Raw genomic sequence first — 11944 nt, 5'->3', positions numbered from 1 at the left:
AGAGTTTTTCAATACTAAATAGCTATTTAATAAATACATAAGTAATGTCTAAAGTTACAGGAAAAGTTGCAAAAATTATCGGACCAGTTGTTGACGTGGTATTTAACACGGAAAATGCTGAGCTTCCTAAAATTTATGATTCATTAGAAATCACTAAAGCAGACGGAACAAAATTAGTATTAGAAGTACAATCTCACATTGGTGAAGATACTGTTCGTACTATCTCGATGGATTCTACAGACGGTTTATCTAGAGGACAAGAAGTTGTTTCTTTAGGAACACCAATTCAGATGCCTATTGGTTCTGAAGTGTTTGGTCGTTTATTCAATGTAATTGGTGATGCAATTGACGGTTTAGGAGATTTGCCTAAAGAAGGTTCAAATGGTTTACCAATCCATAGACCAGCACCAAAATTTGAAGATTTATCAACTTCTACAGAAGTTTTATTTACAGGTATTAAAGTAATTGACTTAATTGAGCCTTATGCAAAAGGAGGTAAAATTGGTCTTTTTGGAGGTGCTGGAGTAGGTAAAACAGTATTAATTCAGGAGTTGATTAACAATATTGCTAAAGGTCACGGAGGACTTTCTGTATTCGCAGGTGTAGGAGAAAGAACTCGTGAAGGAAATGACCTTTTAAGGGAGATGTTAGAATCAGGAATTATCAAATATGGAGATGATTTCATGCATTCTATGGAAGAAGGCGGATGGGATTTATCAAAAGTTGATAAAAACATCATGAAAGATTCTAAAGCTACTTTCGTGTTTGGACAGATGAATGAGCCACCAGGAGCACGTGCTCGTGTAGCTTTATCTGGATTAACTATCGCTGAATATTTCCGTGATGGAGCTGGAGATGGTCAAGGAAAAGATGTGCTTTTCTTCGTAGATAATATCTTCCGTTTTACCCAAGCGGGTTCTGAAGTATCTGCGTTATTAGGACGTATGCCATCTGCCGTAGGTTATCAACCTACATTAGCAACTGAAATGGGTGCTATGCAAGAGCGTATTACTTCTACAAAAAGAGGATCTATTACATCGGTACAAGCAGTATATGTACCTGCCGATGACTTAACTGACCCTGCACCAGCAACTACTTTTGCTCATTTAGATGCAACAACGGTATTGTCTCGTAAAATCGCTGAGTTAGGTATTTATCCTGCAGTAGATCCATTAGATTCTACTTCTCGTATTTTAACTCCAGAAATTTTAGGTAAAGACCACTACGCTTGTGCTCAAAGAGTAAAAGAAATTTTACAACGTTACAAAGAATTACAAGATATTATTGCTATTCTAGGTATGGAAGAGTTATCTGAAGATGATAAATTAGTTGTATCTAGAGCACGTCGTGTACAACGTTTCTTATCTCAACCTTTCCACGTAGCAGAGCAGTTTACAGGTATTCCAGGTGTACTAGTAGATATCAAAGAAACGATTAAAGGGTTTAACATGATTATGGATGGTGAATTAGATCACTTACCAGAAGCAGCATTTAACCTTAAAGGTTCTATTGAAGAAGCTATCGAAGCTGGAGAGAAAATGTTGGCAGAAGCATAATTTAGTTGTTAGTTGTTAGTTGTTAGTTGTTTGTAAAACAGCCATCAACCATCAACCATCAACTGTTAACTAAAAAAATATGATTTTAGAAATAGTATCACCTGAAGCTACATTATTTAAAGGAGAAGTTACCTCTGTAGCAGTTCCTGGAGTAAACGGTGAATTCCAGATGTTAAATAATCACGCGCCTATCGTGTCTTTATTAACAAAAGGAAACGTTAAGATAAACGCTCAAAACATTTCTATTGAAAAGGAATTTGTTTCTAAATTCAATAAGATTAATGAGCAAACATTTTGGTTGCCAATTCATTCAGGTACTATCGAAATGAAAGATAATAAAGTAATTGTTTTAGCTGACTAAAATAATAACTTAAATTATAGAATTAAAGTCCTTCTTTTAGAAGGACTTTTTTTATTTTTGGACTATGAATTTACCAAAAATATTACTTGAAAAACTTCATTTTCGTAAAGAAAATAACGCTTTACGAAGTCTTAAGCCACAATCTCAATTAATCGATTTTGCAAGTAACGATTATTTAGGATTTTCCCAAAACGAAGCTATTTTTAATAAAGTGCACTACTATTTGGCAACTAAAAAAATAATTCGAAATGGAGCAACTGGTTCTAGATTATTATCTGGAAATCATGAAGTATATTTTGAAGCAGAATCCTATATTGCTCATTTTCATCAATCAGAGGCTGCTTTAATATATAATTCGGGTTATGATGCTAATGTGGGCTTTTTTAGTGCAGTTCCGCAACGCAATGATATTATACTGTATGATGAATTATGTCATGCCTCAATCCGTGATGGAATTCAAATGGGTTTGGCTAAATCCTATAAGTTTAAGCATAATGATATAAGTGACTTAGAAAAACTCTTGCAAAGGTTTACAGCTAATCATGCTGAAATTTATGTAGTTACAGAGTCTGTGTTTTCCATGGATGGTGATAGTCCAAATATAGTAGAATTAGTAGCAATTTGTGAAAAACATAAGGCATTGCTAGTAGTTGATGAAGCGCATGCGTTAGGTGTTTTAGGAACTGAAAAAGGATGTCAAGGAGAAGGGTTAGTGCAACAATTTCAACTACAAGATAAAGTTTTTGCTCGAATAATGACTTTTGGAAAAGCCTTAGGTTGTCATGGAGCTGCCATTTTAGGAAGTCAAGATTTAAAAGAATACCTTGTTAATTTTAGCAGAAGCTTAATTTACACTACGGCTCTCTCACCGCATTCAGTAGCCACCATTTTAATTGCGTATCAGGAATTGGCTATTAGCTATACCACAATAAAACAGTTAGAAAAGAACTCGGAATATTTTAATACGAATTGTCCCTACTTACGAACACCCATTTCTCACTCATCAATAAAATCAATAGTGATTCCAGGAAATGAAAAGGTGAAAGAAATGGCTTCTTATTTACAGGAAAATGGTTTCGATGTAAAACCCATATTATCTCCTACTGTTCCTGAAGGTGAAGAAAGACTTCGATTTTGTTTGCATGCCTACAATACCAAAGCGCAAATGGAACAAGTACTACTGCTTCTTAAAAAGAAATTATCTTAAATTGAAAGTCTTTTTAATTGTCTTTTTCTCTATTCTTCCCGACCTTTGTCTGAACTATTTACCATTTATAAAATGAAACTATTTATCACAGGAATCGGAACAGATGTTGGAAAAACAATTGCTTCCGCTATTGTAGTAGAAGCGATACAAGCTGATTATTGGAAACCCATACAGGCCGGAGATTTAGACACGTCCGATACGCATAAAATAAAACAATATATTACGAATTCAGTCACTGTTTTTCATCCTAATAGCTATGCGTTAAATACACCAGCAAGCCCTCATTTTGCTGCAGAAAAGGATGGAATAATTATCCAATTGAAACAAATTCAGGAGCCCGTGACTGAAAACCATTTAGTTATAGAAGGAGCTGGAGGAATTTTGGTACCTCTCAATAACGAAGCAACTATAGTCGATTTAATTCAGCCGGATTACAAGGTAATTGTGGTTTCAAGACATTATCTAGGAAGCATCAATCATACGTTACTCACAATTGAAGCTTTGCAAAACAGAAAGATTCCAGTTGCTGGAATTATTTTTAATGGAGATGAAAATGAAGCAACAGAAGCTATTATTCTTTCAAAAACACAGTTGACTTGTTTAGGAAGGATTGAAAACGAACCCTACTTTGATGCCAATGTCATTCGTTATTATGCGGATAAATTCAAAGAAAGTCTTTTAAACATTAAATAATAGTAAAATAACAAAGAGAAAAGAAAACAGACTTTTATCTTTGTATACAATTTGATTTTAACTTCTGATTCCTAAATTCAAGATTTAACATGACACTTTCTGAAAAAGATACTTTATACAATTGGCATCCTTATACACAACATAAAACAGCTTTTTCTCATCCTGTAATTATAAAAGGACAAGGCGCTTTACTTTGGGATGAACATGGAAAAGAATTTATTGACGCTATTGCGAGTTGGTGGGTAAATCCATTTGGTCATTCTAATACCTATCTTGCACAAGCGATATACAATCAATTAACACAATTAGAACATGTTTTATTCGGTGGCTTTACACACGAACCGGTTATTCGTCTTTCAGAAAAATTAAGTCAAATTTTGCCCTCTAATCAAAAGAAGTTTTTTTATTCCGATAACGGTTCTACTGCTGTGGAAGTTGCCATTAAAGCTTCCTTACAGTATTTTTATAATAAAGGACAAAAGCGTACCAAAATAATTGCTTTTGAAGATGCTTTTCACGGAGATACTTTTGGTGCTATGGCTGCAAGCGGAATTTCTTTTTTTACCGATGCTTTTCAAGGTTCTTTGTTGGAAGTAGTTCGAGTTCCTGTACCAACGGAAGGAAACGAAGCCATGGTTTTAAAGCAACTAAAAGCCTTATTGGAGACCAACGAATATGCTGCGTTTATCTTTGAACCTTTGGTGCAAGGTGCAGCAGGAATGGTCATGTATTCGGCAACAGTTTTGGATCAGTTGATAGCACTTGCAAAAGAATATAAGGTTTTTACAATTGCAGACGAAGTCATGACTGGTTTTGGTAAAACGGGTAAAAATTTTGCTTGTGATTATTTGGAGCAACAACCTGATATGATGTGTTTGTCAAAAGCCTTAACTGGAGGAACAATTCCAATGGCAATTACCAGTTTTACACAAGAAATTTTTGATGCTTTTTATGATGATGATACAAACAAAGCTTTATTTCATGGTCATACTTTTACTGCGAATCCAACGGGTTGTGCTGCGGCATTAGCTGCTATTGAATTGTTACAAACCGAAGAAATACAAGGCAATATCAATCAAGTGAACCAACACCATTTAGCATTTTCGGAACGTATCAAAAACCATCCTAAAGTGCAAACTACTCGTGTTTTTGGGGTCATTTTTGCCTTAGAAATAAAAGTAGAAGGGAAACAGGATTATTATGGAACACTTCGTAATACTTTGTATGATTTTTTTATAAGAAAAGGGATCATTTTAAGGCCTGTTGGGAATATTATATACATTTTACCACCTTACATCATCAATGATATGCAATTAGAACAAGTATATAGTGCTATCGAAGAAGCATTAACCTTGATTTAATTTTGTAAGGAACAAATGTCTCGGTATATTTGCATTCCATTTTCCTGCTGTGCACTCTATCTTTTCTTTCGATTGTATCTCAAGAAAAGGATGACGTTTCCATCAGGGTTATTCGAAAAACCATAAACCTTTTGAACCAAAAAATTGCCATAACCGCTTTAGCTTCAATTTCCGCATTAGGAAATGAAAAATCAACCATTTGGAACCACTATCTAAAGGATAAAACGGCTATTACCGAAAAAGAAATTGGGGAACAAAAAAATTGGGTTGCAACGCTTCCAAAAGAGATAAAAGCAGAAATTAAAGCGCTTCAAGAATCCGATGCAAAATATCGTAACTTAGATCTTTCGGTTTTATATGCTCTATATGTTTCGAGACAGTTAATACAGCAAACCGGTTGGGAAAAAGAAACAGTTTTTGGTATTAATATTGGATCTTCAAGAGGAGCAACCACATTATTTGAAAAATTTCATTCCGAATTTATTACAACTAATAAAGTAAGTACTTTGGCTTCACCTACTACAACTCTAGGAAATATTTCGAGTTGGGTAGCCAATGATTTGCAAAGTTCTGGACCAGAAATTTCGCATTCTATTACTTGTTCCACTTCCTTGCATGCTTTATTAAATGGTGTAGCTTGGATGCAGGCAGGTATGGTTGAAAAATTTATCATTGGGGGTTCTGAAGCACCTTTAACGCCTTTTACTATAGCTCAAATGAAAGCGTTAAATATTTATTCAAAAAGAACGGGTGATTATCCATGTAGAGCTTTTGATTTGAATAAAAAAGAAAATACAATGGTCTTGGGAGAAGGTGCTAGCGTAATTGCTTTGGAAATAGGAGAAAAGAATAATGCTTTGGCCTATGTGGAAGGTATTGGCTATGCTACAGAAATTTTAGAGCACAATATTTCCATTTCAACGGAAGCCGATTGTTTTCAGAAATCGATGCAAATGGCTTTGAAAGGAATCGATTTTAATGAAGTAGACGTAGTAGTGATGCATGCACCTGGAACCATAAAAGGAGATGTTTCTGAATATAAGGCCATACAAAAAGTATTTGGGGAAAGACTCCCTTTTTTAACCACAAACAAATGGAAATTAGGACATACTTTTGGAACTTCTGGAATGTTGAGTCTTGAATTAGGAATACTTATGTTAGAACATCAAAAAGCTATTCCGATTCCATTTTACGAACAAAAATTACCCAAACAAATTCGAAAAGTATTAGTAAATGCCGTTGGATTTGGAGGAAATGCGGTAACTATATTAATTTCAAAATAAAATTTTTTTAGATAAGTTAAATAAAGTAAATTTGAGAAAGAGATTGCGTTTTTGTAATCTCTTTCTGTTTATTTAAAAAAATGAAAATGAAATATATTATTGCAAAAAGAGCAACTTACATAGTAAATAACACTTGGAAAATAAGTTTCATTTTTATTCTTCTTTTATCGAAATTAACCTTTGCCCAGCAAGACACAGTTGCAATAAATAAAGAAATTCGTAATGCCGAAAAGCAAATACAGGACTTAATGGCTTTGGGAAAAAGTTTTGAACTTATAGATGCCTATAAAACCATCATTCAAAAAAGAAGAAACTACCTTGAAGAATTTTTTCCTAAAAAATTAGCGAATTACTATTTAGATTTATCATATTATTATTCAGAAGTACATAATCAAAAGTATGAGATAGAATATACGAAAGAAGCTATAGCAGTAATGAATAAGACTCAAAATTACCACCTGACAGATTATTTAACTGCTTATAATAATTGGTATTTTTATATTGGAAATTATGGTGATATAAAAGAAGCTTATAAGATTTATTTACAATATGATATATTCTATAAAAAATTATTAAAAGATCCATCAAAAGTGGCTTTTTTAGATTTGGCATTCGCAAGAAGAATTTATGATAAAATGCAAATTTTAGAGAAATTAAATGCAAATCTCTTAGATGAAGCTCTCATAAAATTGAATGCTTTTTATAATAGAATTAACAAAAAATCAGGAATTGGTAGAAAAGAAGATATAGATTATTATATGTCTTGTTATGATGCATTTAGTTATAAATATTATGAAAAGAAAGATTATAAAAACGCAATATATTATTTAGAAAAATTGCAACAACAAGGCAAGCAATTTAACCTTCCTTTCTATGAAATGAAAGCAAATGCCTTGTTAGGCTCGATACATTATTATTTAAAGCAATATGAAAAAGGAAGAATGCATTGCGATTTAGCTTTAAACAATATTATATTCCCTCCTTTTAATTCTAGTAAATACTCTATAGAAACCATAAAAGCACTCAATCTTTCTGGACTTAATCGTCATGAGGAAGCAACTCAAATAGTGGAGCGAATAGTTTTGGAAATTTCTAATCAGTTTTTAAAGAAACAGGCTTCTATTCTTACCATTGATATTGAAAAAATAAAAGAATTGAATTCACATCATTATATTAATATTTTTGCTTCATCGTCTCTTATTTTTATGAAGAAGTTTATAGCCTTAAAAAAAGCAGAAGATTTAAAAAAAGCAGAAAAGTTGGCTGTAATTGCTTCTCATATGTTCCAAGAGTTCTACAATAATGGAGAATATAATGAGCGATTAAGTGTTTTACAAAGCAAAATCACAGAAACTTTGTTATTTATTTGTAGTCAAAAACAAAAATCTGTAAGTGAAAAAAAAGAACTCTTAAATCTAATTGAAAGGAATGTTTCACAACATCTATTTAAAGAAGTTCAAAAGAAAGTCCTATTAGATAATAATGAATTAACAAAACTTTATACAGAATTAGAGCAAACGCAAAATGAAAAGATGTATTATGAAGGTTTAATAAAGGATAACAAAGATAAAAACGCAATCAAAACAAGTATTTTAGAGAAAAAAATTACAACAATTAAAAAAAGCTTAAAGCAAGATTTCCCTAATTTTATGCAAGTAGATGCAGATTTTGATTTTGAAGAAGTACAGAAAAAATTAAGTGATGATGAATCTATTTGGAAATTTTATGTAGCAGATGAAAATGTATATGGATTGTGGATAAGCAAAAAAGAATTGCAAGTTTTTCTTCTGAATTCCATAAATAAAATTAAACCTTTAGTTGTTGATTTGGTTCAAGAAATAAAACAACCTAACACTCTTATCCACGAAAGAGCATCAAAATTGAATACAATACTTTTTCCTAAAGAGATAAAAAGAGATAAATTAGCTATTATTCCCGATAACTTTTTAAATTATCTACCATTTGAAGTGGTCTTGAATAAAAATGTTAATGCTCTTCCTGTTATTTCTTATTATTATTCTTTTCCCATGTGGCTCTTAAGTAAAAAAGCAAAGACTGGTTCTAATACGATCTCATTAACCAGTTTTGCACCAAATTACACTAATAATTCTTGGTTTAACAATCAAAAGATACCTCCTTTACCTTTTGCTCAAAAAGAATCTCAAGAAATTTGTAATTTGTTTGATGGAAAGCAGTTCAATAATGAATTAGCAACTAAAGAAAACTTTCTAAATACAAAATCGGTTGCTAATGTTTATCATTTTGCCATGCATTCTTTTTTATATGAGAATGATTTTTCACAATCTTGTTTGTTATTTTCAAACAATCAACCCTTATATTTTTCAGAATTATACAATTATTATATTCCTACAGATTTATTAGTGTTGAGTGCTTGTAACACAGGGAATGGCAAACTTGTCAATGGAGAAGGAATAATGAGTTTAGCAAGAGCTTTCACTTATGCAGGCGTTAAAAGTTCTGTTGTAAGCTTATGGCAAGTACCAGACAAAGAAACTTCTGAAATCATGATTTTGTTCTATAAAAATCTAAGAAAGGGACTTCCAAAAGATAGCGCATTGATTATGGCAAAGCAAGAATTTGTAAAACAAAATCCACTAAAAAATCATCCTTATTTTTGGGCTGGTTTTGTTCTTAACGGTAATACTACACCCATTTGTAAACCCACTTCTTTTTTATGGTTATGGTTGTTAGTTGGCTTTTTGTTTTTAATACTAATGGCTGCCGTCTATAAAAGAAATTACTCTAAATCATCAAGTAAATGGTTAGCTTGATTTTGAAAAGGATTTTCAAAAGTGACTAATTTATTTAATAAAACCTTACTTTTCTCTATTTCATTTATTTGTAAATAACATAAAGACAAATACCATTTAATATAACTGTTAAAAGCACTATTAGGTTTTTCTTGGTACATTTCAAAAGCAGTAATAGCTTCTTTAAAGCGGGTTAATTCCATTAAAGAGAGTCCTTTGTAGAAAAGCGCATAATCGTCTTTGTCTTTTTCGTAGATCTTTGAAAATAAGTCTAAAGCTTTTTCATAATTTTTACTATCATAGGCATAAAAAGCATTCGATTTGATGTCTGCTGTATCAAAACCTCTTACAACAGGTGCTTCCACATTTGGAAAAGTTTGATAATATTTTTTATATAGTTTTCCAGTTTGGTTTTCTGAATTATAAAACCAAAATCCAATAATAGCAAATAAAATAAAACTTGCTGCTATAGAAACCCAGTGCATCTTCGGTAATTTCGTATTTTTGCTTTTGTTTCTTGTTGCTTCTAAGTGTTGTAGTTTATTTTTTAACTCTTTTCTTTCTTCTAATGCAATAGCAGCTTTAACATTTTTTTGAAAGTTAAAATCATTTTTAAATTCGGTATCGTTTTCTAATAAAGAATGAAATAAAATGCTTTCTTCTTCTGTTAAAGTGCCTTCAAAATATTTCGTTAATAGCGTTTCTTTATCCATCTTTTGCTGTTGTTAAATCTTTTAATTGTTTTAAACATCTCGATTTCTGGCTTTTTAATACATCTTTATTAGTATAAGCCAAATGCTCCATAATCTCATCTAATTTTTTTTCTTCATAATAAAATAGATGTAACACTTTCTTACATTGTTCACCTAACTTGGTCCAAGCATTCTGTAACAATTGAACTTCTAAATGATCTTGTTCTTCTTCATAAAAATCCCAATCTATTTTGTCTGGTAATTGCTGTTCATTTAGTACATTTTTTTTATTTTTTTTCAACCGATGGAAAATCATATACTTACCTATACTAAATAAATAGGTACTAATATTGCTTTGTAAATTATCTAACAAACCCTTTTTAGCATTTTCACACAATACGATAATCGCATCTTGATAAATATCAATTACTTCATCAACATTTATTTCATAACGAGAAGCGAATAATATAAACCCATTACGATTGTCATTATAAATACGGGCAATTGTTTTTTCATTGCCTTGTTTTAGTAAATCTATCAATTCATCTGATTTATTCATTAGTGTAGCTATTTCTAAAAAGGTAAACATAGCCAAAATAAAAAAAAAATATTAATCCATGTTTACCTTTTTATTTTTTCTACACTAACCAACACTTAAAACGATAAAAATTCATGATTATGAAAAAAACGATTGTACTAGTATGTCTCTTAAATGGGTTGTTTTCCATAGGTCAAGAGACTGTTGGGGGAAAAGTTGCCCAAAAAACAAAAGATAAGGTTTATGATAGAACAGAACAAAGAGGTGATGATGCGGTAGATAAAACTTTAAATAAGATTGAAGAAGGTATAGGAAGTATCTTTAAGAAAAAAGACAAGAAGAAAAAGAAAGGAAAGAATGAATCCGATAATGAGACATCAAATACTAATTATGATCCACCAGTAACAAAAACAGATGAAGCTGGTAATACAGATTATTCTGCATACAAAGACTTTGATTTTGTTCCAGCAGAAAAAATTATTTTCTTCGAAGATTTTGCCGATGGTTCAAAAAGTAGATGGAAAGCGTATGATAATGAACGCCTAAATGTAAGAAATCTAGAAGGCAAAAACTGGCTTGAATTGAATGATGGAGGGACATTCTTTCCTATAGCTTTAAAAACTTTACCAAAAGATTTTACCTTAGAATTTGATGTATATACACCTAATAAAGAAACAGGTACTTTAAGTGTACGTTTTATTGAAAAAGCACAAGCAGGAAGATTAGAAGACCCTAATTTTGATATAAGTAGTGGGGTAGATTTAAGTCCTGTTTCTCAGATTCCTAAAACAGGTTTAGCACAATATTCAGTAAAATCGGATGGAGTAGTTGTAAAATCGAAAGAAGGTATCAATTTTTATACTTGGCAACCCGAATTAGATAATTTTTATGCAAGAATTAGTCTGAAAAGAATAGATAATAAACTATCAGTATGGGTAAATAAAGAAAAAATAATGGATAATGAGGAATTCTTTTTAAGTAATAAAGAATATTATTTAACCTTCCAACATGATATTTATTTTGTAGATGCATTTAAAATAAATTTTTCTAACATACGCTTAGCCACTGGTAATGCTAATCCTAAAAGCGATATAACAACTAAAAAGAAGTTTGTAACTCAAAACATTTACTTCGACGTCAATTCAGATGTTATTCGTCCCAATTCCTACACCATCTTAAAACAAATTGCAGAAAGCATTCAATCTTTAACTGGAAACATCAAAATTGTTGGGCATACTGATAGCGATGGAAAAGATACCGATAATTTAATCTTATCTCAAAAAAGAGCAGAATCGGTAAAGAGAGCTTTGGTAAATGAATTTGGAATAGATACAAATCGATTAACTACAGATGGTAAAGGGGAAAGTGTACCATTAAATAAAAACGCCAATGCTTCAGAAAAAGCACAAAATAGACGTGTCGAATTTGTGCGACAGTAAGCGCAGAGCCAAATTAAAAATTAGAGTTATGCCGAACGAAACA

General features: G+C 31.6%; 10 protein-coding genes. 8 read left to right on the top strand and 2 right to left on the bottom strand.

Annotated elements, in window-relative coordinates; genetic code table 11:
• Positions 1-44 precede the first annotated feature (44 nt).
• The 7 genes from atpD (at position 45) to HALO113_RS08735 (ending at position 9253) form a co-directional block, all read left to right on the top strand.
• A complete protein-coding gene (gene atpD / locus HALO113_RS08765; protein WP_159778665.1) occupies positions 45-1556 on the top strand; it encodes a F0F1 ATP synthase subunit beta in 1512 nt (503 codons plus the stop codon).
• A 79-nt stretch (positions 1557-1635) separates the two neighbouring features.
• A complete protein-coding gene (locus tag HALO113_RS08760) occupies positions 1636-1917 on the top strand; it encodes a F0F1 ATP synthase subunit epsilon (protein WP_159778664.1) in 282 nt (93 codons plus the stop codon).
• A 64-nt stretch (positions 1918-1981) separates the two neighbouring features.
• On the top strand, positions 1982-3124 hold the full coding sequence (locus HALO113_RS08755; RefSeq protein ID WP_159778663.1) for an 8-amino-7-oxononanoate synthase: 1143 nt from the start codon (positions 1982-1984) through the stop codon (positions 3122-3124).
• Between the two features lie 72 nt (positions 3125-3196).
• Positions 3197-3817 carry a dethiobiotin synthase gene (bioD, locus tag HALO113_RS08750; protein WP_159778662.1) on the top strand — a complete coding sequence of 207 codons (621 nt, stop codon included), beginning with the start codon at positions 3197-3199 and terminating at the stop codon, positions 3815-3817.
• Between the two features lie 89 nt (positions 3818-3906).
• Positions 3907-5178: an adenosylmethionine--8-amino-7-oxononanoate transaminase gene (gene bioA, locus HALO113_RS08745; RefSeq protein WP_159778661.1), complete on the top strand. Its 1272-nt coding sequence runs from the start codon at positions 3907-3909 to the stop codon at positions 5176-5178.
• Between the two features lie 131 nt (positions 5179-5309).
• Positions 5310-6461 (top strand): beta-ketoacyl synthase N-terminal-like domain-containing protein, encoded by a 1152-nt coding sequence (locus tag HALO113_RS08740; RefSeq protein ID WP_159778660.1) that lies wholly within the window; start codon positions 5310-5312, stop codon positions 6459-6461.
• A gap of 86 nt (positions 6462-6547) precedes the next feature.
• Positions 6548-9253: a CHAT domain-containing protein gene (locus tag HALO113_RS08735; protein WP_159778659.1), complete on the top strand. Its 2706-nt coding sequence runs from the start codon at positions 6548-6550 to the stop codon at positions 9251-9253.
• Here HALO113_RS08735 and HALO113_RS08730 read toward each other — a convergent pair.
• Together HALO113_RS08730 and HALO113_RS08725 are read right to left on the bottom strand one after the other, a co-directional pair.
• A complete protein-coding gene (locus tag HALO113_RS08730; protein WP_159778658.1) occupies positions 9220-9945 on the bottom strand; it encodes a tol-pal system YbgF family protein in 726 nt (241 codons plus the stop codon). The two genes, HALO113_RS08735 and HALO113_RS08730, sit on opposite strands and share 34 nt — an antisense overlap.
• Positions 9938-10483: an RNA polymerase sigma factor gene (locus HALO113_RS08725; protein ID WP_159778657.1), complete on the bottom strand. Its 546-nt coding sequence runs from the start codon at positions 10481-10483 to the stop codon at positions 9938-9940. Before HALO113_RS08725 ends, HALO113_RS08730 begins: the two co-directional genes overlap by 8 nt.
• Positions 10484-10602: 119 nt before the next feature.
• Here HALO113_RS08725 and HALO113_RS08720 point away from each other — a divergent pair, with 119 nt between their 5' ends.
• On the top strand, positions 10603-11901 hold the full coding sequence (locus HALO113_RS08720; protein WP_159778656.1) for an OmpA family protein: 1299 nt from the start codon (positions 10603-10605) through the stop codon (positions 11899-11901).
• The last annotated feature ends 43 nt before the right edge of the window (positions 11902-11944 follow it).

Origin of the sequence: Flavobacterium sp. 9AF, from assembly GCF_902506265.1 — a bacterium.
GTDB lineage: Bacteria > Bacteroidota > Bacteroidia > Flavobacteriales > Flavobacteriaceae > Flavobacterium.
Note: the sequence above shows the minus strand (reverse complement) of the source record. Positions and strands in the feature narration are given on the sequence as shown.